The sequence below is a fragment of the Azospirillum picis genome, from assembly GCF_017876115.1.
Lineage (GTDB): Bacteria > Pseudomonadota > Alphaproteobacteria > Azospirillales > Azospirillaceae > Azospirillum > Azospirillum picis.
The window spans coordinates 456,064-482,899 of sequence record NZ_JAGINO010000003.1 but is presented as its reverse complement, the minus strand read 5'-3'; the positions used below and the strand labels follow the sequence as shown (position 1 = coordinate 482,899).

Below are 26,836 nucleotides of genomic sequence, written 5' to 3'. Positions count from 1 at the left end.
CTCCGCTGGTCAAAGGCTGTTGCCGAACACGAGATACTTGGCGGCGGCGAAGGCCCGGCCGACGAAGCCCGCCTTCGGCACGTCCTGGGCGGCGACCACCGGCACCTCCTTGCCCGGGAAGCCGGGGGCGGAGATCACGATCTTGCCGACCACGTCGCCCTTCTTGAGCGGAGCGGCGACCGGGCTGTTGGTGACCAGCGACACCTTCATGCCGGCACGGTCGGCCCGCGCCATCGTGACGCTCAGATTCTGCGGGACGGTGACGGGCACCGTCTCCTGCTCGCCGAGCCAGACCGGCACCTGCTCGATCGCCTCGCCGCCCTTGTAGAGCGTGTAGGAGGCGAACTCGCGGAAGCCCCATTCGATCAGGCGGGCCGATTCGTCGGCGCGCGACTGCATGCTGGGCAGACCGTTGACCACCAGCAGGAGCCGGCGTCCCTCGCGCTCGCCGGACGCCGTCAGGCCATAGCCGCCGGCGTCGGTGTGGCCGGTCTTCATGCCGTCGACGTCCATGCCGCGATAGAGCAGGGGGTTGCGGTTGCCCTGGTTGATTCCGTGGTACTTGAACTCCCGGATCGAATAGTAGTGGTAGTACTCGGGGTAGTCCTTGATCAGGTGTTCGGCCAGGATCGAGAGGTCACGGGCGGTCATGTAGTGGTTGGGGTCGGGCCAGCCGGTGGAGTTGACGAAGTTGCTGCCCTTCAGCCCCAGCTCGCGCCCCTTGCGGTTCGCCTGTTCGGCGAAGGAGCCCTCGGACCCGGCGAGCCCTTCGGCGAGCACGATGCAGGCGTCGTTGCCCGACTGGATGATCATGCCCTTGATGAGATCATCCACCTTGATGTTGTTGTGCAGCTCCACGAACATCTTGGAGCCTTGCATCCGCCACGCGCGCTCGCTGACCGGCAGGGTGCTCTCCAGGGTCAGGCGGCCGGCCTTGATCGCCTCGAAGGTCAGGTAGGCGGTCATGATCTTGCTCATCGACGAAGGCGCCATGCGCTCGTCGGCATTCTTCTCGAACAGCACCGTGTTCGAGGTGAGGTCGACCAGGATCGCCTGCTTGGCGATGGTGTCGATGGTCGCGGCCTGGACCGTCGTGGCGGTGGAACCGGCGGCTATCGTGGCTCCGGCCATTGCGATTCCGGCCGCGACGGCGGCGGAACGGCCGAAGACGGCGCAAAAGCGGACGACAACAGGGTTCATGTCAGCAATCCTCCAAGGGCACTCTGTCACAGGCGCTTCACCGAAGCGGTCGGGTGGGCGGCGGGATCAATCCACCACGATTTTGGCCTCCGTAAGGCCGGCCTGAATGATCTGGTTGAGCAGGGAGTCGGCACGTTCGACGCTGTCGACCGGACCGACCCGGACACGCTGGAGCGTCAGGCCGCCCGACCGGGTGCGGGTGACGCTGGCCGGCTGGCCGATCGAGCTCAGGCGGGCGCGGGCCTTGGCCACATTCTCCTCGCTGCCGAAGGCGCCGACCTGCACGTAGATGGCCTCGCGCGCCTTCACTGGAAGCTGCGCCACCACCGGGGCGGGAACGAAGCGCCCGTCCGACATGCTGCCGGCGACGGTGGCGGGCGGCGGCACCGGGCTGCCGACGATGGATGCGCGGCCCGTGGCGGGATAGGTGTCGGCCGCCAGCGTGGTGACCGGCCCGGCGGATCCGGTGACCTCGATCCGGCCGCGCGGCGCCGCCTTCGGCGGCGGCCCGTCCAGTTCCGCCAGCATCGGCGCCGGGGTGCCCTGGCGGGCGGCGGCGGCGATTGCGCGGCTTTCCTCGGCCAGGACCTGCACGCGGACCTTCGCGGTTCCAGGGCCTTCGTACCCCAGCAACTGGGCGCCGCGGCGGGACATGTCGATGATGCGCCCGTTGGCGTAGGGACCTCGGTCGTTGATGCGCACCACGATGGAGCGCCCGTTGTCGAGGTTGGTGACGCGCACCAGGCTCGGCATCGGCAGGGTCTTGTGGGCGGCGGTCAGCTCGTTCTGGTCGTAGATCTCGCCGTTGGCGGTGGTCTTCTCATGAAAGCCCGGCCCGTACCACGAGGCGATGCCCGTCTCGTCGTAGTCGTAATCTTCCTTGGGATAGTACCAGACGCCGTTGATCTGGTAGGGCTTGCCGACCTTGTAGATGCCGCTGGTCGGCAGGCCGGAGCCGGTGTCGGCCGGCTTCGACGCGCAGCCGGCGAGCGTCGCCACGCCGACCAGCACGACCATCCTGCCCACACCGCGCCAGCGACGCATCCGCCGAACCCCTTATTCCTCCGCCTCGAATCCTCGGGGCGGCGGCACTCTAGCGGAGTGTCACCGCTGCGCCAATGGCCGCGAGCAAGCCCGATTCACGATGACACAGCAGGCCGGGCGGGACGGTCAGGGCGCCGGAAGGAACGCGTCGGTCCGGCCCATCAGGCGGTAGGCCGCCAGCCCAAGCCATTCCCGCACGGCGTCGTCGAGGATGATCAGGTTCTGGTCGAACTCGAACCGCAGGTAGGGCTTGGCGTCGTGCCGGGTGCGGTAGTCCACCGGATAGGGAATGACCGGCCAGTCCACCTGGCGGAAGATGCCGACGGACCGCGGCATGTGCATGGCCGAGGTGACGAGCAGCCAGCGTTCCCCTGGCGCCGGCTTCACCAGATCCTTGCTCAAGACGGCGTTTTCCCAGGTGTTGCGCGATTCCGCCTCGTAGGTCACGCGGTCTTCCGGGATGCCGGCCTGCAGCAGCGCCGCACGGGCGGAGACGTCCTCCTTGAACTCCTGGCCCAGCAGCCGGCCGGAGCCGCCGGTGAAGACGGCCTTGGCCTCGGGGTGGCGGCGGACCAGGTCGGCGAAGGCCAGCACCCGCTCCGCCGCCTCGTTGACGGACGGGTCGCCGCGGTCGGCGGTGATCGGCGGGTTGACCGCGCCGCCCAGCATGATGATGCCGTCGATGCGCCCTTCCGGCTCGCTCCGCGGGAAGCGGTTCTCCAGCGGCACCGCCACAAGGGCGCCGAGGCCGCTGTAGGTGACCAGCAGGAGCAGCACCGCCGCCACGGTGATCAGCCGCCGCCCCGCCCGCTGCCAGCGCCGCGTCCACAACAGCAGCATTCCCAAGGACACCGCCAGCACCAGGGCGTTGCCGGGCGCCACGATGCCCCACAACAGCTTCGACAGGATGAACGACAGCACCGGCGGACCCGCTGTGATGGAAGGAGTGGGGCAAGCATAAGCGGGGCGGGCGGTAGCGGGCAACCGCGCCGGCCATCGGGTGGTGTCAGCCGCCGACCGGCGTGCAGAGCTCCACCAGCGTGCCGTCAGGGCAGCGGATGAAGGACACCGTCTGTCCCCACGGCATGGCCTTCGGTGGCGCGAGCTCGGTGGCGCCGGCGGCCAGGGCCACGGCATGGGCCGCCTCCACATCCTCGGCCACCAGGGCGATCTCCACCCCCAAAGGCTTGTCGCTGCCGCTGGCGAACACGTAGCCGGCGGCATGGTGCGACAGCGCCAGATCCTGGCTGGCGAAGGACAGCGTGGTGGCGCCGGTCTCCAGTTCGCCGTAATCGCCCGTGTCGGCGAAGAAGCGGCGCGTCAGGCCGAACGCCTTCTCGAAGAAGGCCAGCGACGCCGCGACGTCGGGAACATAGAGGATCGTGTAGCCGAATTTCATGGGATCTCCCTGCGGATCGGGCCGGACGATCGGGGCGGTCCGCCGACGGCGCCGCCCTACTGCAGCGTAGCTGCCAGAATTCGGTGACCGGCGTATGACAGGCTGCTGGCCACCAGCGTGAAAAACACCAGCGCCGCCACCGTCAGCCCGAGCCCGATGCCGATGGCGCGGCCGTCGCGCTCGATCAGGCCGAGCGAGATCAGCACCAGCGCGAAGCCGGGGAGCCAGCCGGTGAGCGGCAGCGGCACGATGCAGGTCAGCGTCAGCAGCAGCAGCAGCAGGCCGAACCAGCGTTCCTGGTCGATGTGGGCCAGCCGGTGGGCGCGCGGCTTCAGCATGCGCTCGATCCACACCAGCCGCGGCATGGCGGCGTCCAGCGTGCGGGCCGCCAGCCCGCGGCCGATGGAGCGCTTCAGCAGCCAGTCGGGAAGCCGGCCGCCGCGCCGGCCGAAGGCGAGCTGGGCGGTGTAGAGGACGATCGGCAGGTCGAACAGGCAGGAGACGCCGAGCGGCACCGGGGCGATGGTCGGCAGCGCCAGCGCCAGCAGGATGGTGCCGAGCGAGCGGTCGCCCAGCGCCCCGATCAGGTCGCCCAGCGACACCCGGCCCTCCGGCAGGTTGGCCCGGAAGCGCGCCAGCACGTCGGAGGTCCGTTCCTCCTCGCCGCCCCCGCAGGTGGCGGGCAGGGTGGTGGCGCGCCCCTTCATGGAGTGGTCCATGGAGGGATCCTCCGACGCGTCGTAGCGGGCGCCGCTCAAACGCCGGCCTCCGCCGCCGCGCTCTCGTAGGCTTCGAGCGCCTCCAGCCAGGTTTCCTCCGCCGTCGACAGCTTCTTTTCGACGGTGCCCAGCTCGATCTGCAGCTTGGTCAGCTTGTCCGAGGGGCCGGTGTAGAGGGTGGGGTCGGCCATCTTCACCTCGATCTTGCGCTTCTCCTCGCTGAGCTTGTTCACCAGCGTCTCGGCGTCGGTGGCCTTGCGCTTCAGCGGGGCGAGTGCCGTGCGCGCCTCGGCGGCGGCGCGGCGCTGGTCCTTCTTGTTGGGGCCGGCCTCGCGGTCGGCCGCGCCCTTGGCCACCGCCCGCTCGGCCTTGGCGCGGTCGAGCAGGTAGCGCCGGTAGTCCTCCAGGTCGCCGTCATAGGCCTGCACCGTGCCGTCGCCGACCAGCAGCAGGCGGTCGGCGGTCAGCTCGATCAGGTGCGGGTCGTGGCTGATGACGATCACCGCGCCGGGGAAGTCGTTGATCGCCTCGATCAGCGCCTCGCGGCTGTCGATGTCGAGATGGTTGGTCGGCTCGTCGAGCATCAGGATGTGCGGGACTTCCCGGCTCATCAGGGCCAGCAGCAGCCGCGCCTTCTCGCCGCCCGACAGGTTGGCGATCTTCGTCTCCGCCTTGGCCTGCGGGAAGCCGAAGCGGCCGAGATGGGCCCGCACCTTCTCTTCCAGCGCCAGCGGCATGATGCGCTGGGTCTGCTGGATCGGCGTCAGCGACAGGTCGAGCTCTTCCGACTGGTGCTGGGCGAAATAGCCGATGCGCAGCTTGGGCGAGCGGTGCATCTCGCCGGCCATCGGGGCCAGCCGGCCGGCCAGCAGCTTGACCAGCGTCGACTTGCCGTTGCCGTTGGCACCCAGCAGGGCGATGCGGTCCTCCATGTCGATGCGCAGCGTGACGCGGCGCAGGATGACCTTGTCGCCGTAGCCGATGCTCACCCCTTCCAGCGCGATCAGCGGCGGCGCCAGCTCGTCCGGATGGGGGAAGTTGAAGACGACCTCGGGATCGTCCTCCATCAGCGTGATCGTCTCCATCCTCTCCAGCAGCTTCAGGCGGCTCTGCGCCTGCCGGGCCTTGCTGGCCTTGAAGCGGAAACGGTCGACGTAGGACATCATGTGCTTGCGGCGCGCCTCCTGCTTGGCGGCCATCGAGGCCAGCCGCTCCTGGTTGGCGCGGCGCTGGGCCAGGAACTGGTCGTAGTTGCCGCTGTAGGTGACGAGCTTGCCCTGGTCGATGTGGATCGTGGTGGTCGGCACCGCGTTCAGCAGCTCGCGGTCGTGGCTGACCAGCAGGATGGTGTGCGGGTAGTTCTTCAGGTAGCCCTCGAGCCAGATCGTCGCCTCAAGGTCGAGGTGGTTGGTCGGCTCGTCCAGCAGCAGCAGGTCGGGACGCGAGAACAGCACGCCGGCCAGCGCCACGCGCATCCGCCAGCCGCCGGAGAAGTCGGAGCAGGGACGGTGCTGGGCGTCGGCGTCGAAGCCCAGGCCCGACAGCACCTGGGCGGCGCGCGACGGGGCGGAGTGGGCCTCGATGTCGGCGAGGCGGGCGTGGATTTCGCCGATGCGCATGGGATCGGTCGCCGTCTCGGCCTCCGCCAGCAGGGCGGTGCGCTCGGTGTCGGCGGCGAGCACGGCGTCGATCAGCGTGACCGGCCCGGACGGCGCCTCCTGCGCCACCATGCCCATCCGCATGCCGGACGGCAGGGTGATGGCGCCCGCATCGGTCTGGAGCTGGCCCGAGATCAGCTTCAGCAGGGTCGATTTCCCGGTGCCGTTGCGGCCCACCAGCGCCACCCGGTGCCCCTTGGGCACCACGGCCGTCGCATGGTCGAACAACACTCGGCCGCCGAAGCGGAAGGTCAGGTCGTTGATGTGCAGCATAGCGGTCGAGGATGTAGCATGGGGATCCGCGGATTTGAAGCGGCGGCCGGCCGATGGCACGGCTTTGTCCCGTGCCGAACCGGAGGTGCGCCGGCCCGCGGCGCCCGTGCCGGGGCGGAGAAGGCCGGCCGCGGCCGTGAGCGCCCGCTCCATCGGCAGGTCATCGGAACGGGCGGGAGGCCGGATTTCGGGGCGCCCGGCCGCCGCGGATTGAACATTTGAAACAGTATGGAACAGTTTCCGCGGCCTGTTCCACCGTTCCAAGGCGCGGCCCCGCGCATGCCGGGCGCTCCGCTGAATGGGTCGGGGACGTTCGGCCTCGGTCGTTCTCCGCATCGCCTGATTCTATCACCGATGCCCGGAGCCGGTCAGCACCAGCGGGAAAATCCGCCGCAACCCGCCGGGCCGGCTTCGGCGCGGCCAGCCGGGCGGGCGGGCAAGGAACGGCTTGCCGGGCCGTGAAAGCGTCTCTATAAAGCGCCCCATCCGGCGCCCCGGTCCTTCCGGTGGCGCCTGCACGCTTTTAATCGGCGAAAAGCCCCTTTGCAGGAGTCACCACGATGGCCGTCGAACGGACCCTCTCGATCATCAAGCCCGATGCCACCCGCCGCAACCTGACCGGCAAGATCAACGCCAAGTTCGAGGACGGCGGCCTGCGCATCGTCGCGCAGAAGCGCGTCCAGCTTTCGAAGGCCCAGGCCGAGCAGTTCTACGGCGTGCACCGCGAGCGCCCCTTCTTCAACGACCTGGTGTCCTTCATGATCTCCGGCCCGGTGGTCCTGCAGGTCCTGGAAGGCGAGAACGCCATCGCCCGCAACCGCGAGATCATGGGCGCCACCAATCCGGCCAACGCCGCCGAGGGCACCATCCGCAAGGAGTTCGCCGAGTCGATCGAGGCCAACTCGGTGCACGGCTCCGACGCTCCGGAGACCGCCGCCCAGGAGATCGCCTTCTTCTTCGCCGGCATCGAGCTGGTGGGCTGAGGCGCGGCGCGGGCGTTCGCGCCCGCGCACCCCGCAAAAAGGGCCGCTCCCCCACCGGAGCGGCCCTTTTTGCGTTTTGCATCCGGCTCTGGCACTATCGGATCGCATAAGCCTTTCAAACCATTTGCTCCGGCGTCCCCGTCCGACCCGCCGGAGCCGATCACCGCGAGGAGTTCCCGCGATGGAATCGCAATCCGCAAAGCCGATCATCGCGGCGCTGCTGCAACCGCTGCCGGAGCTGACCCGGGCGCGCAACGACCTGTCCGACGAGGGCGTCGTTCGCCTGCTGGTCCGCGGCTTCATCGACCAGGCGCTGGCGGCCTTCACCGAAGTGCTGCATGGCCGGCTCGACCAGGACGAGGCGGTGGACGGCATCAACCGGCAGGCGACCGCGCTGAACGCGGTGTTCCTCGGCACCAGCGGCTTCGACACCGTCATCGCCCATCCCTGGAACGCGCCGGACCAGCTCGGCGCCTTCCTGAAGGATGTCGTCGCCCTCGACTATCCCGAGGACGACTGCGTGCGCGCGATGCTGATCCATCTGGCGACCCAGGTCATGCATGCCCTGCGCCTGCCCGACGAGGATCGCAACGAGGAGGTCGAGGCGCTGACGCTCGACGCCGCCGACCTGCTGCTCGGCCGCGCCCCGGAGGACGACGGCGAGATCGACATCGACATCGGCGTCTGACAAGCCGGCAGGCAGGGTCGGGACGCGGTGGCGCCCGCCACGGTCCGGGCGACCGCCGCCCCCGACCCTCCCTACCCGCGTGACGCGGATGGGGGTGCGGGAGCGACATTCACCTCGATCAGCACCGTATCCTCGATGAACTCGGCGCTGTGCCAGGCACCCGGGTCGAACCATTCCCGGCCGCAGCTCGACCGGGCCGCCCGCGCACTCCAGCCGCGCGGCACCTTCGGCGACGATGACGAACTGCTCGAAGGGATGGCTGTGGCGTGTGGCGGTCGTCCCCGCCCTGACCACAGGCTGTTTCAGCGAGGCTCCCGTGCCGCCGGTCAGGCGCCGTTCGACAACGGCCCGGTGTCCGGCGGCATGTCACGCCATGTGAAGATGGTCGCCCCGGACATTCCGGCAGTCTCCCCTTGGTCCGGTCCTCCATACGAACCGGGGAATCCGGCGGATCTTCCGCTCCACCGTCTTTGCCGGAAAACAATGCTGCGGGGTTTTGTCGCATCGTACGAAGGTGTGGAAATCCGGTCGCAAGCAGAACGAGGGCGTGACGTGCTTTTCATCGCCACTTATCCTTGCGTCTGATGTGAAAGGATGTGTCGCCGGCGGGAGGCGAATCGATCCCGGTTCCCGATTTCGCGCTACTCTTTCTATAAGCCGGACGTCGCCGGGACCGGAAGCGATCACGAATTCTTTGTGTCGAAACTTGTCGTTAACTCATGGGCATTTATCACGAATGACGTCGGGCGATCCCTTTGCGGACCGCCGACCTTCCGACCGGACGGAGGCCCCGTGGACGTTTCGAACGCCGATGAGACCGCCGCTGTTGCCGGACCATCCGCGCCCGTCCGCCGGCCGACGCTTCCTGCCGGCCTTCCGGGCCTGGTCGGGGGGGCGGTGGGGATCGGCTCGGCCGTGGTCATGGCGGCCGCCGGCCTGACGGGAGGGATCGTCACCGGGACCCTGGCCGCGGTGGGCGGGCTCGCGCTGTGGAGCGCATGGCGGGACCGCCGAGCCGCCGCGTCGCTCGCCTCTTCCCGCGACGAGCTGCGCCGGGCGGAGGACGGGCTTGCCGCCCTGCAGGCCCGCAGCCGCGACTTCATCGCCGCCTCGTCGGACTGGTTCTGGGAAACCGATTCCGATCACCGGTACCTCTATGTTTCGAAGCGGCTGGGCGACATCCTCGGCGGCGATCCGCGCAGTGTGTTCGGCGATTCGCTGCTCGCCCTCGGCGCGCTGGCCGGGGCGGAGGCGAACTGGGGCGAGTACCGCCGGGACATCGAGGCCGGGCGCCCCTTCCGCGACCTGGAGGTCGGCTTCACGGGGCGGGACGGTCGCAGTCTCGTCTTCAGGGTGAGCGCCGTTCCGGTGTTCGGCGACGACGGGGCGTTCCGCGGCTACCGGGGGTGCGGCGTCGATGCCACCGCCGAGACGCAGGCGCTGGTCGAGGCGCGTTTCATGCAGGCGGTGGTGCACGACGCCATCGACAGCATCTCCGAAGGGTTCGTGCTGTTCAGCGCCGACGGCCGCCTGCTGATGTGCAACGAGCGCTACCGGCAGGCCTATCCCACCATCGCCGACCAGTTGACGCCGGGCCGCAGCTTCGCCGACATCCTGCGGGCTGCGGCCGAGCGTGGCGGCTACGGGGGCGAAGGCGACATCGGCGCCTGGGTCGAACAGCGGCTGACCCGCCATCTCCAGCATTCCACGCCGGTCGACGGCCGGCTGTCCGACGGCCGCTGGTACCGCATCAGCGAACACGCCACGGGTGCCGGCGGCGTGGTGAAGCTGCTGATGGACATCACCGAACTGAAACGGCGGGAGGAGGAGCTGGCCGGCCAGACGGCCCGGCTGGAACGGACCGTCACCGCGCTGCAGGAGAGCGAGCGGCGCTATCGCCAACTGGTGGAGCTCGCACCCTACGGCATCGTCATCTGGGACCGTGCCGCCATCCGCTTCGCCAACAGCGCCGCCGCGATGATCCTCGGCGTCGGACAGGAGGGAGGGGAGGGAGCGGGCCTGGAGGGAGCGGCCCTTGCGGGTTTCCTCGACGACGGGGCGGCGCTGGAAGCGATGCTGGCCGGGGTGGCGGATCGCGGGGTGTCGCGGCTGGAGTGCGCGGCGCTCCGCCCGTCCGGCGAGCGCCGCCAGCTCGAGGTCGGCGCCACGCCCGCCATGTTCCACGGCGAACCCGCGGTGCTGCTGGTGCTGAACGACGTCACCGACCGCCGCCGGGTGGAGGGGGAACTGCAGCGCGCCCAGAAGATGGAGGCGGTCGGCCGCATGGCCGGCGGCATCGCGCATGAGTTCAACAACATGCTGACGGCCATCGGCGGCTTCGCCCGTCTGGCGGAGCGCAATCCCGCCGATGCGGACCGCGTGCTGACCTGCGTGCAGGAGATCGCCAAGGCGTCCGAGCGGGCAGCCGCGCTGACCGGGCAACTGCTCGACTTCTCCCACCGGCGGGTGGCCGAGGAGCGCGAGGTGGTGGCGGTGGCGCCGCTGGTGCGGGACCTGCGCGTTTTCCTGAAGCCGCTGCTCAGCGCCGGCATCGACGTGGTGATCGACGCTTCCGACGAGGCGACCTGCGGGGCGGCGCATGCGCTGGTCAATCCGGTCACCCTGAACCAGGCGCTGCTGAACCTGGCGCTGAACGCCCGCGACGCCATGCCCGACGGCGGAAGCCTGACCATCGCCCTGGCCGTCGAGGTGCCGGACGCCGCGTTCTTCGCCCGCCATCGCGGCCTCAAGCCGGGCCGCTACGTGGTGATCCGCGTGTCGGACGAGGGAACGGGCGTGCCGGCGGCGATCCGCGACCGTATCTGGGAGCCGTTCTTCACCACCAAGGAGCCCGGCAAGGGCACCGGGCTCGGGCTGTGGATGGTCTACGGCACGGCGCAGCAGTCCGGTGGTGCGATCGAACTGGAGGGCGAGGGGGAGCGGGGTGCGACCTTCGCCCTCTACCTGCCGGCCGTCGAGCCGCCCGCGGCGCCGGTCGGCTTCGACCCGCTGGTCGTCGACGAAGGAGAGGGGGCGGCCATCCTGCTGGTCGAGGACGAGGATTCCGTGCGCCGTTACCTGCGCCTGACCCTGGAGGAGGCCGGCTGCACCGTCACCGAGGCCGCCGACGGCCTGGAGGCGCTGGAGCGGTTCGACGAGGCCGGCGGCCTGTTCGATGCGGTGGTCAGCGACGTGTCGATGCCGCGGATGAACGGCCCCGACCTCGCCCGGGCGCTGGAGGAACGCAACCCGATGCTGCGCATCCTCTTCCTGACCGGTTACGCCTCGCGGGAGACGGCGTCCGGGCTGACCGGGCCGGCCGGCCGGCAGATCGTGATGAAGCCGGTGGCGCCGGAGCGGCTGCTCCAGGCGTTGCGCGACCTGCTGGCCGAGTGACGACGTGATGGAGGACAGCCGGCACGAGGACCCGAACCGGGGGGCGGCGAACCGGGGGGCGGATGCGCCACACTCCGCAGCGCCGCAATCCACAGCGCCGCAATCCGCCGCGCCGGATGAGGCGGACGGCCCGGCGGTGCCCGTCTGCAGGGAGCCCGCCGACCTCTATGCACCGGCCGGACGGGACGGGGTCGGGCGCTTCTGCCGCCGCTTCCTCGACGAGAACGCGCTGACGGCGACCGAGCTGCTGCACCACCCGCGCCACCAGACCTCGCTGTCCAACACGGCCACCTTCGTCGCCATCCTGACGCAGGCCGAGCGCGTGATGGAGCGCAAGGGTGCGCTGACGCCGCTGGTGAACGAGACCGCGCGCCTGACCCGCGAGCGGCTGAAGGAGAATCCGCCGCCGGAGTTCCTGGCCGACGGGTATCCCGGCGTCGCGGCGGAGCTGCTGTCGCAAGGCGGCTTTGTCGGCCGCTTCCTGCTGGATGCCGCCGTCACCCAGCACATCGTGGCCGGCCGCAGCTTCGCCGACAAGGCGGACGCGCTGCTGGCGCTGGCCGAGACGACGGAGCATCCCGACGCGCTGGCCCCCCTGGAGCGCCTGCTGGGCGAGATCATGACCAGCGATGCCGGCACTGCGTCCTGCGCGCGCGACGCCCCCTTCACCCTGCTGATCGACCTGATCGTGACGCTGATCGCCGCCGACCGTCCGATGCCGGAGGAGGCGCCGCCGGTCTTCCAGCGGCTGGACATGCTGATGCGCCGCATCCCGATGCCGGGACTGCGGGAGGCGCTGGCCGCGGCCTTCCGCCGGGAGATGGCGAAACCTGCCTGCTTCACCATCGCCAGCGCCGGCGACATGTTCGGGATCGAGGCGGTCCAGCGCGAGATCATGGCGCTGAGCGACCTGTCGGGACGGCTGAGGGAGCGTGACGGCGGCTATGTCGGCGGCGCCCGGACGGAAGCGGCGTTGCAGCGCCGCACCGCACTGCTGGTCAACGAGGACACCGTTCCGGAGATCACCCGCGGGCGCGATTTCGCACAGAAGCTGCGCATCCTCTTCATCCTGCAGAAGATGCCGCTGTCGCCGACGGCGGCGAAGGCGGTCGCCGACTACCTGAAGAGCTTTTTCGGAGGCCGTGATTTCGCCGGCCGCCTGCTCGACTGCTGGAAGGACCGGAACGAGAAGCTGAAGGGGCTGGCCGACGTTCAGCGGCTGGTGCTGGCGAGCGGCTTTCCCGAAGATGAGCGTGAATCCCTGGCCGGACAGGTCGACGATATCCAGAACGCCTTCCTGCGCACCCAGAGGGTGCTGACGCCGCTGATCCAGGCCAAGGACGACGTGCCGGCCAACGCCGTCCTCGACATCGTCCGCCTGGCGGGCGAGGGTGCCTTCTGCGCCGGCAAGAGCAGGCTGGCCGTCGCGCGCGTGCTGTACCGCCATTGCCATCGTCCCCGCTTCGTGCGCCATGTCGTGCTGAACGCACCGAGCCCGAACGAGCGGGCGGTGCGGACCAAGTGGCTGCGCCAGTCGCTGGGCCAGGTCGGCGTTCCCTTCATCGACCTCGCCGCCCAGAGGGTGCTGGTCGTCGATGACGAGGAGGGGCCGCGCGCCTTCGTCGCCTCGGTGCTTCAGGAACTCGGCGTCGGCACGGTCGAAACGGCAGCCGACGGGCAGCAGGCGCTGGAGCGCTTCGAGGCCGATCCCGCCGGCTGGGACCTGATCATCTGCGACTGGATGATGCCGCGGCTCAACGGCCTGGACCTGCTGAAGCATGTCCGCGAGGCCCGCGGCGACCTGCCCTTCCTGATGGTGACGGCGCTCGCCACCCTGGAGGCGGTGAAGCGGGCGCTGGCCCACCATGTGAGCGGCTATATCGCCAAGCCCTTCACGCCGGACCAGTTGGAGGAGAAGGTGCTGCTGGTCCTGGCGCAGAAGGGCGGCGGCGACCAGGGCGCCTAGAGTGTGATCCTTTCAAGCGGTACCGCTTGAAACATGACTCGCACGGAAAACCAAAAGCCTAGGGTCCGTCAGCAGCCGAGCCGAGACGGCGCGATGGTCGGCGTCCCGCTGCCCACGTTTCAGGTGTGCTGATACTTGTATTCCTGCGTCACTCCCCCGTAGCCGTAGGCACCGGCTCGGCAATCGACGATATGTACGTTCGAATGTGGATGAACGTTGCCAATGAGAGTGGAGAGAAGATCGAAGGCTTCTCGCTGATATCGGGCTTTCTGCGCCTTGGAGCAGGTCTCGTCCGTAATCGTGATTTCGAGGCGGAACGAATTTCGGCCGTGCTCCACGAGTGAGCGACTGTCGATGAACCACAATTCGTGCGGTATAAACCGAACCATTACCATGGTCAGTTCAGGGAGCTTTTCCAGAACTGCGCTGGTCAGGGCAGTGAGTTCTGGAACGATGCGGTTGGCAAGTCCCGCATCCGACTCGCCGGAGAGTGTGAGATTAATCCCGGGCATGGCTTCCTCCAGCAAGGTTGGTGCGGGCGCCAGGATGGTACCGGGGCTTGCATCGGGGAAGCCGGAAGGTACGATAGCATCTATCGGAAAATTGGGATGATAGGATGCAGCCGTTTGATCTTGGGCAGTTGCGGACACTTGTGACCGTGGCGGAAGCGGGTAGCCTGTCCGCCGCAGTGCCGAGGCTGTTCCGCTCGCAATCGGCGATCAGCGAGCAGCTTCAGAGGCTGGAAGAGTTTGCCGGGGTCGTTCTGCTGCAAAGGGGCAAGAAGGGCGTGAGGCCGACGCCGGCCGGGGAGCGCCTGATCGCCCACGCTCGGGAGATGCTGGCTGCGAGCGATCGGGCCCTTGAGGACATGCGGGGCATGGGCCTGGCTGGAGAGTTGCACCTGGCCGTCACGGACTACTTCCGTCCCAACGCGATCGCGGAGATGCTGAAGCGGTTGCGAGTGCATTACCCGAAGCTCCGACTGCACGTCACAATCCGCAAAAGCCTTCTGATCGAACGAGAGGCGCAGGGTGGCGATTTCGACATTGGATTGTCCATGCGCATTCTCGACGGGCGCACTCTACCGGAAGGCATCCCGGTTCGACGTGAGGCTCTGGCCTGGGTAGCCGGACACGAGTTCGAGTTCGAACCCCGGGCACCTCTCCCGTTGCTCGGGCTCCCTCAGGACTGTTCCTTGCAGCGCTTCGTGCGGAAGCTTCTGGAAGCGCATGGTGTACCCTATGTCGTCGCCCATTCCGCCTCGGGTGTGGCGGGGCTTCAATCCGCGCTCGTAGCGGGGCTTGGCATTTCCTGCCTGAACATGTCTGCGGTGCCGGACGATGTGGGGACGTTCCGATTGGCGCAGACTCTACCGCCATTGCCGGAGGTGGAGTTCAGCCTGCTCCCGCCCCGCCCCGGCGAGGCCACACTGGTAGGTGAGGTGCGGAGGATGCTGGCAACGCATTTCGCGTAGGGCACTGGCTCATTCGGAGGGTGCAGGCAACCGGCTCAGCTTGGCGACGATCGCATCAGCGGACTTGGTCCAGACGAAGGGCTTGGACGTCTTGGTGTGCACGCGGATGTGGCGGACGACGGCGTCCTGCAGGTCAGGCACCCAAGCCCTGTTCGGCGTAGCGCACCTGCCACCGCCAGACCGCCGGGCGACCGACGCCGGCCCGACCGGCCAGCTCCAGCACGGGCAGTCGCTCGGCCGCGAGCAGAATGATACTCGCCCGCTTCACATGCTTCTGCGGGCGGTTCCGGTCACCGACGACCGCAGCCAAACGCGTGTGGTCCCCCGGTCCGGCGATGATGCCGACGATCCGGGCCATGCCGCCGGACACGCACGTCCAAGCCCCTTGTGAAGCCTCTGTTTGCGTCGGTGCACCAGAGTCCATCCGGTGCTTATTGAAGCACCAGATGGACTCCAAGCTTTTGGTTTTCCGTGTGAGTCGCGTTTCAAGCGATACCGCTTGAAACGATCACACTCTAGCGGAACAGGCCGGGCCTGATCTCCACCACGAGCCCGGAGGTGGAAGCGACCAGCAGGGCATCATGGCCGACGCGGACCCACCGGTGGCCCGGCGGCGGCCGGTGCAGGTGGAACGTCACCGGCCGGGCGATGACGTACCGCGTGTCGCGCCATTTCGGCGCCAGGCGGTCGCCCGCATGCCATCCATGAGCCGCCGGCGGTCCGGGAGGAGGTGCCGGGCGGCGCACCGCGGCCGGCAGGTCGGGACCACGGCCGCGGGCGCCATGATCGTTCCATTCGCGGTCCGGCCCCCGATGGTCGTCGCGGCCGGAGTGCCAGTGCTGGGCCATGGCGGGGCTGCCGACCACCGCGGTGACGGCGATGATGGCGGCGGCCAGGGCAAGCAGCGGCTGTCTCATGAGCGTGATCCTTGGCGGTTTCGGGCGGTGGGCTTTGACGGTGGGTTTTCTGCCGCCGGCGCTCCGGCCAGAGGCTGCCTATGGCCCAAGCATGCGGTCCCGCCATTGCGGCATTGTTTCGGGCGCGTCTCGGCCGGCCGGGTTTTTGGTAACGGACTGTATCCGGCGGCGACGGCGCCGCAGTCCGCAGTCCGATGTCCGCAATCGCCGACCGCGACGCCGGGGCCCGCCGCCTGTTGTGGTGCAGAGGTCCTTTCATGAAGGAGGAGCACCATGGCAGACCCGACGACCGAGGACGGCAAGGCGCTCAGCGTCGAGCCCGACCGCGACATCGCCGATCCCCTGAAGGCGGCGGAAGCGGTGTCCGACACCGGCAAGCCGATCACGCCCGACACCGAATCGGCCAAGCACATCGACCGTCCCGCGGAGAAGGGCAAGGCTGGGAAGAAGAAGTGAGGGACCGCCTCAGCCGCCGGCTTCGGCACACCGCTTGCGCCGAAGCGGCGGCCTCAATTCACTCACCAGCACCCCGACGACGATGAACGCCGCGCCCGCGAGCGCGAGGGCGGGCAGGCGTTCGCCGGCGATGCGCCCGGCGATGCCGCCCCACACCGGCTCGCCGGCGTAAATGATGGTCGCCCGTGTCGGGGAAATCGATTTCTGCGCCCAGTTCATCGTCAACTGGATCATGCAGCTCATGAGGCCGAGCCCGATTGCGGTGAGCAGCCACACCCAGGAGAAGGCGGGGAACGTCTCACCCATCACCGGCATGAAGACCAGCGACAGGAGGCCGGCGGCGACAAGCTGGACGGCGGTGACGCGCCGGCTGTCCACATGCCTGGCGAAGTGGCCGATGAGGATGATCTCGCCTGCGGTCGCCAGTGCGCAAAACAGCGTGGCGACCTCGCCCGGGCCGAAGGTCCCCGCGCCGGTGTCCGGGCCGGCGAGCAGCATCAGCCCGGCGAAGGCCAGGACGATGCCGATCCAGCTCATCAGGCGGGGCGGGCGCCTCAGCACCAGCCATTGCAGCAGCGGCACCATCGGCACATACAGCGCCGTCAGGAAGGCGGACATGCTGCTGCTGATCGATTGCAGCCCCCAGGTCTGAAGCGAGTAGCTGAGGAAGATGGCGGCACCGATCGCGGTGCCGGCACCGAGCTCGGCCCTGGTCAGCCCGGCCATCGCGCGGCGGAAGAAGAGGATCGACAGCGCCCCGGCGATGAGGAAGCGGATGCCCACGAAGAACAGCGGGCCGCTGTAGGCCACCGCGTTCTGGACGATGAGGAAGGTCGTCCCCCACAGCATCGTCACGCCGATCAGGGCCAACTCTTGCCGTGACAGCAAGGCACCGGAATGGTTAGCTATGGGGGTGTTGTGCAGCATAGTGCACATGCATAAGGGCAATATAGTGCACAATCAACCCCAAAGACGGGACGTGCTCGCCCATGTCGGCGCGAACCTGCGCCGCCTGCGGCAGAGAGCCGGCCTGAGCCAGGCGGCGTTGGCCGACGCCTCGGGGATCAGCCGGCGCATGATCGTCAATCTCGAAGCCGGCGACACCAATGTCAGCCTGTCGAGTCTCGACCGGCTTGCCGAAGCGCTGGGAGCGACCTTCGTCGAGGTGGTCAGCGATCCCGCCGCCGAATCGCGGCGGATCGAGGCCGTGGCTTGGCGCGGGCACGGCGCGGAAAGCAAGGCGGTGCTGCTCGGCAGCGTTCCGGCACGCAGCGAGGCCCAGCTTTGGCACTGGTCGCTGGGACCCGGGGAGCGCTATGCCGCCGAGCCGGATCCGGAGGGCTGGTCGGAAATGGTGTTCGTAATGCAGGGGTGCCTGCGCATCGAACTTGCCGAAGGCGAACGGTTGGTGAAGGCCGGCGATTTCGCCATTTACGGCAGTTCCCAGCCCTATGCCTACGTCAACGCCGCCGACATGGTGACGCTGTTCATCCGCAACGTCGTCTGCTGACGGCAGGGGCAGGTGGAAGAACGCCCTCGACCCGGGCGCATCGCTGTCAGGTCCCGGAAGATGGCCGAAGGGAGATTTCCGCAGTCACCGCAACGCAGCGGCAAAGCCCACGGTGTACCTGCGGAAGAAAGGGGGAAACCGTGGCGCGGGTGGGCGGCCCTTGGTTCAGCGCAGGTCGACGCCGGCTTGGCGGAAAGCGCGAGCCAACGCATCGACGATGGTGGGATCGACTTCGCCGGTCCCGTAATCGAGGTTCATCACGGCGTACCACGGAACGCCGGCCTTGCTCGCCAGCATCCGTGTCGACCAGCCAAGCCGCAGACGTGCCTGCTGGCACTGCGTCCCGGTCATGATGCGTCGACTCCACACGTTAGCGTATTCCTATGCTGCTCCACAGGACGGCCGGCTGGAAAGGCTTAATCCATCCTGGATGAGAACTCCCGCAATTTTGCTACGAACCACTCCGCTTGTCACGTGACGGATTGCTGCAAGCTGATGCGCACAGCTTTGCTGTCCTGTCATGGGGAGGCACCGGCCGGAGTTCCGGACAACCAATACATGATTCGATCCTCGGACGATCTGCTCCTCGTCTGCCGCGAAACGATGTCCACAGTGCCGGAGCCGTTTTGCCTGGGCGCTGGTCCGCGATCATTCACAGGTTGCAGCGCATCGCGGGCGGCCGTGGTCCAGGACCGTGCCGACCGCAGCCGGCGGGTTGCAAACCCAGGTTGCCGAAGATCGCGGTCATTGCCCCGGCGCGGCGTCGGAGTGGGGGACATCTGGCTGGCTTGGTCCGGCTTGACTTGATCGGCTTGACTTGATCCGGCTTTGCCCGCCCTGGACGGCGGGGAGGGAGGCGGCGACGGCGGCACCTCCCTCCCGCCCGTTACGATGTGGGGGTCGTCTTCCCGGCCCACAGGTCGACCGGCCCCATCCGGTCGGCGCCCTGGGTGGCGAGCATCCAACCGGGATACTCCGGCTGCAACTCGCTGACGGCGTCGAGCTTGGCGATCTCATCGTCGCTCAGGACCACCTCGACCGCGGCGATATTGTCCTCCAACTGGCTGAGCCGCTTTGCGCCGACGATCACCGAGGTGACGACGGGTTTCGCCAGCAGCCACGCCAGCGCAATGCGGGCCGGGCTGCAGCCATGGGCCTCGGCGATCGGCTTCAGCACGTCGATCACGTTCCAGGCGCGCTCCTTGTCGACGACCGGGAAGTCGAACGAGGATCGGCGCGACCCCTCCGGCGACTGGTTCCCGCGGCTGAATCTGCCGGACAGCAGGCCGCCGGCGAGCGGGCTCCAGACGAGCAGGCCCAACTTCTCGGCTTCGAGCAAAGGCTTCAGTTCACGTTCCAGGTCGCGCCCGGCGATCGAATAATAGGCCTGCAGCGTGCTGAACCGTTCGAGATTGAGGCGCGTCGAGATGCCCAGCGCCGTTGCGATCCGCCATGCCTGCCAATTGGACACGCCGACGTACCGGACCTTGCCCTGCCGGACCAGATCGTCGAGCGCGCGCAGCGTCTCCTCGACCGGCGTCACGGTGTCGGTGGCGTGGATCTGATACAGATCGATGTGGTCGGTCTGGAGGCGCCGCAGGCTCCCCTCGACGGCGTCCATGATATGGCCACGCGATGCGCCGACATCGTTCCGACCCATGCCGGTCCGGCTATAGACCTTCGTCGCCAGAACGATCCCGGTCCGGGACAGCCCCAGGTTCCTGATCGACTGGCCGAGCGTTCGCTCGCTTGCACCGGCGGAATAGACGTCCGCCGTGTCGAAGAAGTTGATGCCGGCGTCGATGCCGGCCTTGACCAGCTCATCGGCACCCGATTGGTCCAGGTCGCCGATGTGCTGGTAAACGCCGGTGCCGTCGCTGAACGTCATGGTCCCGAGGCAGAGTTGCGAAACCAGAAGCCCGGTGTTTCCCAAAGTCTTGTACTTCATCCAAATCTCCTGATGACCAAATCGCCCCCGGCGACGCGACGGCCCCGTCGGACCGAAGGCGTCGGGCCGAAGGCGTCGGCTCCGCGCCGGTTGATGCCGGGGAGAGGCCGGCCGGCCTTGCGGGCGCCTGCGCCAATCGCTCAGGGCCGCAGGATCGCCGACGCATCGTTGCCGACGACGGTGGCCCATTCGCGGATACGCCAGCTCCGGACGAGCCCGTTGTTCACGTAGGGGTCGTCCTTCACGAATTTCTCCACGACCGCGGCGCTCTCCCCTTTGAAGAGGATGACGCCCGTGTCGAGGGGATCAGTGAGAGCGCCGGCAAGGATGAGTTCGCCGCGCTCGACGGCAGCCCAGGCCTTCTCAAGGTGTTCCGTGCGGAACTCGGGCCTGCGCGCTTCATAGCTGTCGCTGAAATCAAGAAAAAGAAGGTAGTGCTTCATGGTGGCGATCCTTCGTTCTCAATCCCGTCAAACAGAAGGGGAGATGTCCCGCCATCCGACCCTCGTCGGCCGTTGCGATGCCGGGGCGGTCGGGCAACGTCGGCTCCGCGGGGGTCCGAGGAGTCCGAGGGGGTCCGAGGGGCGGCGGCCCTGACGAAGAAGCCGCTTCGACCACCGATGCCTCCGGACCGTCGGGACCGCGTCCGTGCCGATGCATCGCCGGAGGCGGTCGGCGCTCCAGGCAGGCCGGATCGGGCGAGGAGGTGGGCCGCCCGGCGACGCTCACCCGACCGGTGGATGGCGAATGGTGACGGTGCCGGGCGCGTTCGACAGCCATTGCCGGCCCATCGCCCCTTCAGGCCTCGACCAACCCCGAACGTCTCCTCCGCCAGGCGGGCGAGGCCACCATCGCACATCGTTGGCGTTGCAGCGCGCGCCGAATTGTCCGCCGAGCGCGGACAATATCGGGCTTATCGCGCCCTGCAGGCGGAGGCCCCGGGGGAAACGAAAGGAGAGGCGAAAGGGGAGGCCATTGGGGGACTGGGGATGCAGGCGCCGTGTCGCCGGCCGTTCACCCCAGCGTCTTGGCCAGCAGGACGATGTTGCGGTCGCCCTCCCGCCGGTAGGCGGTGCGGTCCATCGTCTGCTTGACCAGGAAAACGCCGAGGCCGCCCACCCGTCGCTCGTCGATGTCGCTGGTCAGGTCCGGCGGCGGCGCGTCGGCGAAGGGATCGAAGGCGGCGCCGTCGTCCACCAGTTCGGCCCGCAGTTCGTTGCCGGCTGCCTCCAGCCGGACCCGGATTTCGTGCGGCGTCCCGTCGTGATAGCCGTAGGAGACGGTGTTGGTGATCAGTTCGTCGAAGCAGAGGTTGAAGGAGAAGCCCAGCGCGGGAGGCAGGTCGTTGCGCTCGATGAACTCATCGACCGCCGCCGCCAGCCGTTCCAGTTCGGCAAGGTCGTTGCGCAGGACCATGTCCAGGCGGTTCGTCACGGTATCGTCCATCCGCTCCCCCATGCGCCGACGCCCTCCACCCCGGTTGATCGGCTCCCGATGCGGCGCTCAGGCCGCGACCCCCGCGACCGCCCAGCGGCGGAGCGCGCTCACGGCGATCCGCTCCACCTCGCTCCAGCCGAGCCCGCTCGCCATGTCGGCGAGGGCAACCAGCCGCGTCCTGGCGCCGGTGTCGCCGACCGGCGCGTTGCCGAGGTCGCCGGTCAGCCCGGCGACGAGGCCGTAGAGCATGGTCGACAGGCTGTGCATCAGCGGCGCGCAGTCGGGTGCGGTCAGCCGCGTCGCGAACAGGTAGAGCTGCCCGACGCCGCGCAGGCGCGCGGCGAAGCTCTCGGCGGTGCCGGCGTTGTCGGCACCGCGGGACACCTCTCCGCGCAGTTCCTCCACCGACAGGGTGGCGAAGCGGCCGGCGGCGGCGATGAAGTCGGACACGGCGTCCTGCGGCAGCCCGCCGGTGGCCTGTCCGCCGGTCTCGAACAGGCGCTGCGCCATCACGATCAGCTCCTCGATGTTGGCGAGGATGATGGCGACGCCGAAGCGGGCCAGCCCGTCGTTGCCGTCGGTGCAGGCCCGCAGGATCTGCGTCACCTTGCGGATGACCTGCACCGCGAACATCAGCATGGCGTTGCGGCTCTGCGCCAGTTCCGCCTCGGCCCCCAGCTCCTCCAGCGCGTGCTGCAGGATCTCCAGCCGCAGGAAGTCGAGCGACAGCATCTGGATGTCCGGGTTGTCGCCGTCCATCAGCACGCGGTTCAGCTCGCCGGAATAGAGGAAGAAGCGGCCGGACAGGTCGAAGGCGATGCGTGCGGCCGACATCCTGGCGCGCTCGGCCGCCGGCGTGCCGGCCAGTTCGCGGTTCAGCGCGGCGAACAGGCGGACCAGCGGCATCCAGTCCCGCCGCTGCGTCGAGGGGACGGCCCGCGGTGCCGGCGTGGCGGCGACGATCAGCGCGGCCAGCGGCTCGATGCCGGCGCCGAGGATCACCGACTGCCAGCGCTGGAGGTCGCCGCCGGTTCCGGCCTGCCAGTCCTTCAGCATGCCCAGAAGTTCGGCGAGGCGGCGCTCGTCCACCGGCTGGCCGGGGATGGCCTGCAATGCCGCCTCAAGCGCCACCGACAGGGCGTTGCGGTCGAGCGCCGGGGTGCCCGGCGCCTCGGCGGCGAACCAGGTGAGGTCGGCCGACGGTGCGGCGGCCCGCATGGTGCCGGCGACCGCCAGGGCGCGGCGCAGCGCGTCGGCGAATTCGCCGGCGCTGGCGTAGCGGTCGGCCGGCGCCTTGGCCAGGGCCTTCAGGATCACGGTGTCGAAGGGCGGCGGCAGGTCGGGATTGCCGCGGGAGGGCGGCGGCGGCTCCACGAACAGGATCTGCTGCATCACCGTGGCGACCGAGCCGGAGAAGGGGCGCCGCTGCGCCAGCAGGTAGTAGAGGACCACCCCGGCGGAGAACAGGTCGCTGCGGGCATCCGCCTTCTCGCCGCGCAGCACCTCCGGCGCCATGTAGGCGGGGGTGCCGAGCAGGTCGCCGGCCTGGGTCAGGTCGGAGGAGGACACCTGGGCGATGCCGAAATCGGCGAGCTTCGGCGTCAGGTCGTCCTGCACCACGATGTTGGCGGGCTTGATGTCGCGGTGGATGACGTTGCGGGCGTGGGCGAAGCCCAGCGCGTCCAGCACCCCCAGCATCAGCGCGCCGGCCTGCTGCGTCGGCAGGGGATCACCGGCTTCCAGGTAGTGCTTGAGCTCACGGCCGCGCACCAGCTCCATGGCGAGGTAGGGGGCGCCGCCGCGGGCCGGGTCCTGAACGCCGTAGTCGTGGACCCGCACGATGTTGGGGTGTTCGAGCTTCAGGCCGATCTCCGCCTCCCGACCGAAGCGGGCGAGCACGGCGTTGCGTTCCGCCGCCGCCAGAAGCTCGCTGCGCAGCAGCTTCAGCGCCACCTCGGCGCCGCTGCGGCCATCGACGGCGTGATAGACCACGCTCATCGCACCGTGGCCGAGGACGCCTTCGACCCGGAAGGGGCCGATCGGGCCGGGCAGCGTCGGGGCTACAGAGCCGTCGGGCATCGGAAGGTCTCCAGCAGGTTTTTGCCGAACGGGTTGTTGACGCTGTCGGCGCGCAGCGCGAAGACCGCCTTGCGGGTGCCCACCGTCACCGCGAAGGTGAAGCGGTCGGGCTGCGGCGTCGACTCCAGCCTGCCGTCGGCGAGGAAGTGGAATAGGGACCAGGGACCCTGGCGCGAGATGCCGGCCGGCTCCCCCGGCAGCGGCGGGCCGAAGCCGAGGCGCACGCTGCTGCTGCCTTCCGCCCCCGGCCACTTCATCACCTGCGGGCGCGGCGGGCCGTGCTGATAGATCAGCGTCTGGCCGTCGATGTCGAGCGCCACCTGCGTCGCCTTGGCGTCCAGCTCGACCGGCGTGATCTCGAACACCACCTTGGCGGTGGTCGCGCCGGCGGGGAACAGGCTGTCGCGGATGCGCGAGGCCCGCTCGAACTGGTCCAGCACGGCCGGCGGGATGCCGAGGTCGACCTGGTCGACCTTCTGCCAGGCCCAGGGGCTGACCGTCATGTCGACGAAGGGGCGCAGGTTGGTGTTGAAGAACTGGTCGATCATGCCGCCGGGCGCGAACAGCTTGGCGAAATCGGCGGTGGTGACGTCGACCGGGCTGGCGGCGACCATCGGGAAGCGGTTGTCGAGCGCCGCCCGGCAGAAGGGCAGCACCGTGGACTGCCACGCCTTGTTGATCTGCGCGCGTGCCCCGCCGGCGCTGACGGTGGCCGAACTCTGCGCCACGGTGGCGACCATGCCGCCGACCGGATCGGGCAGGTCGCGGGCGAGGGTGCGCAACTGCGCCGCCACCGCCCCCTTGTCGCCGGCGGCGGTCAGGCCGGCCAGCAGGGCGCCGTTCTGGTCCGGCGCGTTGGCGGCGCGGGCGATCTGCTGGTACAGCTCGCCCAGCAGCTTCAGCGCGTCGTCGAGCTTGGGCGGCGCCCCGCCGTCGCCCTGGACCAGGTCGCGCAGCGGCTTGAAGTGGTCGTTGATCGGCTGGCCCGGCGGCGGTCCGTCCGGTTGCAGCGGCACCCCGGCGAGGCGGGCGAGATAGGCGGTGTTGGCCCCGGTGGACTCGGCCGCCTTCTCCGCCGCCTGCGCCTGCTGGGCGACGCCGGCCAGCGGCCCGCCGGCGACCGGGACTTTCCCGTCCGCGCCCGGCCTGTCGTTCGGGCCAGGAACGAGCGTCGTCTCCCGCACCATGGCGGTCAGCCACAGCTTCAGCGGCGACTGCGGTCCGGACAGGGTGTTGAGCACGTCGGCGGCCTGGTTGAGGCTGCGCAGCGGCACGATCACCACGTCGCCCAGCAGCTCGTCCCACTGGCGGGCGTAGCGGTCGAAATAGACGGCGAGGATGCCCTTCTCCAGCGTCTTCGCCCCGGCGACCGCCTGCGGCCCGCTGCTCGGCTGGCCCAGCACCCAGTTCTCGTCGACCAGGGCCTTGGCGACCTTCGGCAGGGCCGGCAGCACCGCCTTGTGGAAGCCGTCATAGGTGTAGAGGCCGGGGAGTCCCTCGGACAGCGGCTTGCCCGACGGGCGGATCAGCACGCGCCCGGCGAGCGGGCCGGCATTGTCGACCAGCTTCCAGTCCGGCAGGGACTGGATCTCCGGCCGGTCGCGCAGGATGGCGAAGCCGCGCTCGGCGAGAGGGTAGCGGGTCAGGCCCTGCCGGGCCTCCTCCACCAGCGCCTCGTCCGGCGGCAGCGGCGAGAAGGGGGCGGCAAGCAGCGCATCCAGGTGGCTGCGCAGGTCGCGCCGCACCGTCTCGTAGGCCGGGCCGGGCAGCGAGGCCATCCAGTCGACCGTCATCCAGTCGGCGACCAGCGCCTTGTCGAGCGGCCCCTTGCCGGCCAGCATCAGGTAGACCTTCAGCGCCTGGAACAGGTATTCCGGCCGGCCGCGCTCGCGGCGGAGCTGTTCCTCCACCCGCAGGAAGACGCGCGGCAGCAGCACGCTGCGCAGCGCCCGGCCATAGATGCCGTCGCTCTGGCGGGCGAGCCGGCCGCCCTGGTAGAGGCCGCCGGTCATCTCCAGCGGCGGCGGATCCTGCCAGCCGGCGGGAATGGCGCGCAGGGTGTTCAGCGGCGGCACGATGGTGATGAAGTCGGTGTCGTCGATCCGCACCAGCGAGCGCGGCTTGGCCGCCAGCGGCTCCAGCTCGGCCGCGGCCCGGGCGGCGGCGGCGTCGACCCCGGCGACCAGCGCGGTGTTCTGGGTGAAGCTGTTGGCCCAGAAGGCGGCCAGCGCCAAACCGGCGAGCAGCATCGCCAGCATCGCCCCGCCGCGCAGCAGGCGCCGCCGCCGCTCCTGTCCGGAATCGGTGCCGACCAGCCCGGCCTCGGCGAACACCACGTCGCGCAGCGTGCGGTTGATGAAGAAGCTGCGCCCGCCGCTTCCGGCCGGCAGCACCTGCCGCTCCAGCCCGAAGGAACCGGCGACGACCTCGGCCAGCCGGTCGACCGGCTGGCCGTCCTGGGTGCCGCTGGTCATGTAGACGCCGCGCAGCAGCGGGCGTTCCTCGTAACGGTTGGGCTCGAAGATCACCAGCAGCAGGTCGGCGATCGCCGGCTTCAGCGCCGCCATCTGCGCCGGGAACAGCGCGTCCAGCGACCGGCGCTGGAGGTCGGACTCGCCGTGGACGCGGTCGAGGACGCGGCGCGCGATGCGGACGGTCAGCGCGTCGAACTCGGCGTCGAACCGGTAGACCGGCGCCTCGTCCGCCGGCTTCCCGTCCCGGGAAGCGCCGTCGTCGAGCGGGAAGGTGATGCCCCAGACCTGCTCGCGCTCCTCGCGGCTGAGGTCGTCGAAGAACTCGGCGAAGCCGGCGATCAGGTCGGCCTTGGTCAGCAGGACATAGACCGGCACGCGCGAGCCGACCTGTCCCCGCAGCTCCTTCAGCCGCAGCTTGAGCTGCTCGGCGTGGGCGCGGCGCTCGGCCTCGCTCCACACCGCGAGGTCGGAGAGGCTGACGGCCAGCAGGATGCCGTTGACCGGCTGGCGCGGGCGGTGGCGCTTCAGCAGGCCGATGAAGGACGACCACACCTTGCCGTCGACGGCCGGCCGGCTGTCCTGGGTGATGTAGCGGCCGGCGGTGTCGATCAGCACCGCCTCGTCGGTGAACCACCAGTCGCAGTTGCGGGTGCCGCCGACGTCGCGCAGGGCGGCTCGGCCCATCTCCGCCGCCAGCGGGAAGCGCAGGCCGGAATTGACCAGCGCCGTCGTCTTGCCGGCCCCCGGCGCGCCGATCATCAGGTACCAGGGAAGCTGGTAGAGGTAGCGCCGGCCGCCGAACGGGCCGCCGCGCCCGAAGCGCGCCTTGCGCAACTGGTCGAGCGCGTCGCGCAGCCGGCCGCGCAGCAGGTCGGTTTCCTGCCCGACCGCCTCGGCGTCGGGGTCGGCCGCCCGGGCGCCTGTCTGGGCGCCTGTCTGGGCGCCTGTCTGGGCGGCGGGCTTGCCGGCCAGCGCCTTCACCATGCGGTCGTTGGCGCTGCGGTGGCGGTAGAGCGACCACTGCATCGCCAGCGCCCACACCAGCAGGATGCCGAAGGCCACAGTCAGCCGGACCGTGGCATCGGCCAGCGGGAAGCTGCCGGAGACGGCGACCAGCGGTCCGAGGAACCACACCGCCGCCGCCAGGCAGAGTGCCGCGACCAGCGTCAGGAACCAGCGGGAGATCAGGGCGGACAGGATCGTCTTCAGCATCGG

At 69.4% G+C, this 26,836-nt stretch carries 23 protein-coding genes and 2 pseudogenes; 7 read left to right on the top strand and 18 right to left on the bottom strand.

Going from position 1 to position 26,836, the window contains the following annotated elements; all coding sequences use genetic code 11:
* Positions 1–9: 9 nt before the first annotated feature.
* The 6 genes from J2850_RS07155 to J2850_RS07130 form a co-directional block, all read right to left on the bottom strand.
* Positions 10–1,200 (bottom strand): D-alanyl-D-alanine carboxypeptidase family protein, encoded by a 1,191-nt coding sequence (locus J2850_RS07155; RefSeq protein ID WP_209980169.1) that lies wholly within the window; start codon positions 1,198–1,200, stop codon positions 10–12.
* A 66-nt stretch (positions 1,201–1,266) separates the two neighbouring features.
* Positions 1,267–2,244, bottom strand: a complete 978-nt coding sequence (locus J2850_RS07150; protein WP_209980168.1) for a septal ring lytic transglycosylase RlpA family protein — start codon at positions 2,242–2,244, stop codon at positions 1,267–1,269.
* A 126-nt stretch (positions 2,245–2,370) separates the two neighbouring features.
* A complete protein-coding gene (locus tag J2850_RS07145; RefSeq protein WP_209980167.1) occupies positions 2,371–3,165 on the bottom strand; it encodes a YdcF family protein in 795 nt (264 codons plus the stop codon).
* 85 nt (positions 3,166–3,250) lie between these two features.
* Positions 3,251–3,643 (bottom strand): VOC family protein, encoded by a 393-nt coding sequence (locus J2850_RS07140; protein ID WP_209980166.1) that lies wholly within the window; start codon positions 3,641–3,643, stop codon positions 3,251–3,253.
* Positions 3,644–3,699: 56 nt separating this feature from the next.
* Positions 3,700–4,362, bottom strand: coding sequence for an exopolysaccharide biosynthesis protein (locus J2850_RS07135; RefSeq protein ID WP_246512860.1), 663 nt, complete (start codon positions 4,360–4,362; stop codon positions 3,700–3,702).
* A gap of 35 nt (positions 4,363–4,397) precedes the next feature.
* Entirely contained in the window at positions 4,398–6,293 is a 1,896-nt protein-coding gene (locus J2850_RS07130) for an ABC-F family ATP-binding cassette domain-containing protein (RefSeq protein WP_209980165.1), read from the bottom strand.
* Between the two features lie 560 nt (positions 6,294–6,853).
* Here J2850_RS07130 and ndk point away from each other — a divergent pair.
* Together ndk and J2850_RS07120 are read left to right on the top strand one after the other, a co-directional pair.
* Positions 6,854–7,276, top strand: coding sequence for a nucleoside-diphosphate kinase (ndk, locus tag J2850_RS07125; protein WP_014197473.1), 423 nt, complete (start codon positions 6,854–6,856; stop codon positions 7,274–7,276).
* Positions 7,277–7,457: 181 nt separating this feature from the next.
* Complete coding sequence (locus tag J2850_RS07120; protein WP_209980164.1) at positions 7,458–7,964, top strand: hypothetical protein; 507 nt, start codon at positions 7,458–7,460, stop codon at positions 7,962–7,964.
* Positions 7,965–8,144: 180 nt separating this feature from the next.
* On the opposite strand, the pseudogene J2850_RS32305 reads toward J2850_RS07120, so the two are convergent.
* A pseudogene (locus J2850_RS32305) lies at positions 8,145–8,258 on the bottom strand (hypothetical protein); the annotation flags it as partial.
* 498 nt (positions 8,259–8,756) lie between these two features.
* On the opposite strand from J2850_RS32305, the gene J2850_RS07110 reads away from it, so the two are divergent.
* Entirely contained in the window at positions 8,757–11,360 is a 2,604-nt protein-coding gene (locus J2850_RS07110) for a PAS domain-containing hybrid sensor histidine kinase/response regulator (RefSeq protein WP_307354009.1), read from the top strand.
* Between the two features lie 136 nt (positions 11,361–11,496).
* Positions 11,497–13,326 carry a response regulator gene (locus tag J2850_RS07105; RefSeq protein ID WP_307354010.1) on the top strand — a complete coding sequence of 610 codons (1,830 nt, stop codon included), beginning with the start codon at positions 11,497–11,499 and terminating at the stop codon, positions 13,324–13,326.
* A 119-nt stretch (positions 13,327–13,445) separates the two neighbouring features.
* Here J2850_RS07105 and J2850_RS07100 read toward each other — a convergent pair whose 3' ends face one another.
* Entirely contained in the window at positions 13,446–13,838 is a 393-nt protein-coding gene (locus J2850_RS07100; protein ID WP_209980163.1) for a tautomerase family protein, read from the bottom strand.
* 104 nt (positions 13,839–13,942) lie between these two features.
* On the opposite strand from J2850_RS07100, the gene J2850_RS07095 reads away from it, so the two are divergent.
* Positions 13,943–14,800: a LysR family transcriptional regulator gene (locus J2850_RS07095; protein WP_209980162.1), complete on the top strand. Its 858-nt coding sequence runs from the start codon at positions 13,943–13,945 to the stop codon at positions 14,798–14,800.
* Between the two features lie 9 nt (positions 14,801–14,809).
* On the opposite strand, the gene J2850_RS32040 is transcribed toward J2850_RS07095, so the two are convergent.
* From J2850_RS32040 to J2850_RS07085, 3 genes and pseudogenes are all read right to left on the bottom strand, one after another.
* On the bottom strand, positions 14,810–14,941 hold the full coding sequence (locus J2850_RS32040; RefSeq protein WP_281414957.1) for a hypothetical protein: 132 nt from the start codon (positions 14,939–14,941) through the stop codon (positions 14,810–14,812).
* Position 14,942: 1 nt separating this feature from the next.
* A pseudogene (locus J2850_RS07090) lies at positions 14,943–15,158 on the bottom strand (helix-turn-helix domain-containing protein); the annotation flags it as partial.
* 157 nt (positions 15,159–15,315) lie between these two features.
* Positions 15,316–15,717, bottom strand: a complete 402-nt coding sequence (locus J2850_RS07085; protein ID WP_209980161.1) for an RcnB family protein — start codon at positions 15,715–15,717, stop codon at positions 15,316–15,318.
* A gap of 273 nt (positions 15,718–15,990) precedes the next feature.
* Between J2850_RS07085 and J2850_RS07080 the strand changes: the two genes are divergently transcribed.
* A complete protein-coding gene (locus J2850_RS07080) occupies positions 15,991–16,173 on the top strand; it encodes a hypothetical protein (protein ID WP_209980160.1) in 183 nt (60 codons plus the stop codon).
* Positions 16,174–16,182: 9 nt separating this feature from the next.
* Here the strand turns inward: J2850_RS07080 and J2850_RS07075 are convergent, their stop codons facing one another.
* Positions 16,183–17,100 carry a DMT family transporter gene (locus tag J2850_RS07075; protein ID WP_209980159.1) on the bottom strand — a complete coding sequence of 306 codons (918 nt, stop codon included), beginning with the start codon at positions 17,098–17,100 and terminating at the stop codon, positions 16,183–16,185.
* Positions 17,101–17,152: 52 nt separating this feature from the next.
* Here J2850_RS07075 and J2850_RS07070 point away from each other — a divergent pair, with 52 nt between their 5' ends.
* Entirely contained in the window at positions 17,153–17,683 is a 531-nt protein-coding gene (locus J2850_RS07070) for a helix-turn-helix domain-containing protein (protein WP_307354014.1), read from the top strand.
* 165 nt (positions 17,684–17,848) lie between these two features.
* Here J2850_RS07070 and J2850_RS07065 read toward each other — a convergent pair whose 3' ends face one another.
* From J2850_RS07065 to tssM, 6 genes are all read right to left on the bottom strand, one after another.
* Positions 17,849–18,034, bottom strand: a complete 186-nt coding sequence (locus J2850_RS07065) for a hypothetical protein (protein WP_209980157.1) — start codon at positions 18,032–18,034, stop codon at positions 17,849–17,851.
* Positions 18,035–18,569: 535 nt separating this feature from the next.
* On the bottom strand, positions 18,570–19,631 hold the full coding sequence (locus J2850_RS07060) for an aldo/keto reductase (RefSeq protein WP_209980156.1): 1,062 nt from the start codon (positions 19,629–19,631) through the stop codon (positions 18,570–18,572).
* A 140-nt stretch (positions 19,632–19,771) separates the two neighbouring features.
* Entirely contained in the window at positions 19,772–20,074 is a 303-nt protein-coding gene (locus J2850_RS07055) for a YciI-like protein (protein ID WP_209980155.1), read from the bottom strand.
* A 571-nt stretch (positions 20,075–20,645) separates the two neighbouring features.
* The gene (locus tag J2850_RS07050) at positions 20,646–21,065 is read right to left on the bottom strand and encodes an ATP-binding protein (RefSeq protein ID WP_209980154.1); all 420 of its coding nucleotides are present in this window, start codon (positions 21,063–21,065) and stop codon (positions 20,646–20,648) included.
* 69 nt (positions 21,066–21,134) lie between these two features.
* Entirely contained in the window at positions 21,135–23,147 is a 2,013-nt protein-coding gene (locus J2850_RS07045; RefSeq protein WP_209980153.1) for a serine/threonine-protein kinase, read from the bottom strand.
* Positions 23,129–26,833 (bottom strand): type VI secretion system membrane subunit TssM, encoded by a 3,705-nt coding sequence (gene tssM, locus J2850_RS07040; protein WP_209980152.1) that lies wholly within the window; start codon positions 26,831–26,833, stop codon positions 23,129–23,131. The genes J2850_RS07045 and tssM overlap by 19 nt, the downstream gene beginning before the upstream one ends.
* Between the last annotated feature and the right edge of the window lie 3 nt (positions 26,834–26,836).

Excerpts from the sequence above, each read along its gene's own strand:
- J2850_RS07135 (WP_246512860.1), bottom strand. The coding sequence starts at position 4,362 with ATGGACCACTCCATGAAGGGGCGCGCCACCACCCTGCCCGCCACCTGC.
- J2850_RS07065 (WP_209980157.1), bottom strand. The coding sequence starts at position 18,034 with ATGACCGGGACGCAGTGCCAGCAGGCACGTCTGCGGCTTGGCTGGTCG.
- J2850_RS07080 (WP_209980160.1), top strand. The coding sequence starts at position 15,991 with ATGGCAGACCCGACGACCGAGGACGGCAAGGCGCTCAGCGTCGAGCCC.
- J2850_RS07060 (WP_209980156.1), bottom strand. The coding sequence starts at position 19,631 with ATGAAGTACAAGACTTTGGGAAACACCGGGCTTCTGGTTTCGCAACTC.
- J2850_RS07150 (WP_209980168.1), bottom strand. The coding sequence starts at position 2,244 with ATGCGTCGCTGGCGCGGTGTGGGCAGGATGGTCGTGCTGGTCGGCGTG.
- J2850_RS07155 (WP_209980169.1), bottom strand. The coding sequence starts at position 1,200 with ATGAACCCTGTTGTCGTCCGCTTTTGCGCCGTCTTCGGCCGTTCCGCC.
- J2850_RS07140 (WP_209980166.1), bottom strand. The coding sequence starts at position 3,643 with ATGAAATTCGGCTACACGATCCTCTATGTTCCCGACGTCGCGGCGTCG.
- J2850_RS07095 (WP_209980162.1), top strand. The coding sequence starts at position 13,943 with ATGCAGCCGTTTGATCTTGGGCAGTTGCGGACACTTGTGACCGTGGCG.
- J2850_RS07130 (WP_209980165.1), bottom strand. The coding sequence starts at position 6,293 with ATGCTGCACATCAACGACCTGACCTTCCGCTTCGGCGGCCGAGTGTTG.
- J2850_RS07120 (WP_209980164.1), top strand. The coding sequence starts at position 7,458 with ATGGAATCGCAATCCGCAAAGCCGATCATCGCGGCGCTGCTGCAACCG.
- tssM (WP_209980152.1), bottom strand. The coding sequence starts at position 26,833 with ATGCTGAAGACGATCCTGTCCGCCCTGATCTCCCGCTGGTTCCTGACG.
- J2850_RS07055 (WP_209980155.1), bottom strand. The coding sequence starts at position 20,074 with ATGAAGCACTACCTTCTTTTTCTTGATTTCAGCGACAGCTATGAAGCG.
- J2850_RS07100 (WP_209980163.1), bottom strand. The coding sequence starts at position 13,838 with ATGCCCGGGATTAATCTCACACTCTCCGGCGAGTCGGATGCGGGACTT.
- J2850_RS07085 (WP_209980161.1), bottom strand. The coding sequence starts at position 15,717 with ATGAGACAGCCGCTGCTTGCCCTGGCCGCCGCCATCATCGCCGTCACC.
- J2850_RS07045 (WP_209980153.1), bottom strand. The coding sequence starts at position 23,147 with ATGCCCGACGGCTCTGTAGCCCCGACGCTGCCCGGCCCGATCGGCCCC.
- J2850_RS07075 (WP_209980159.1), bottom strand. The coding sequence starts at position 17,100 with ATGCTGCACAACACCCCCATAGCTAACCATTCCGGTGCCTTGCTGTCA.
- ndk (WP_014197473.1), top strand. The coding sequence starts at position 6,854 with ATGGCCGTCGAACGGACCCTCTCGATCATCAAGCCCGATGCCACCCGC.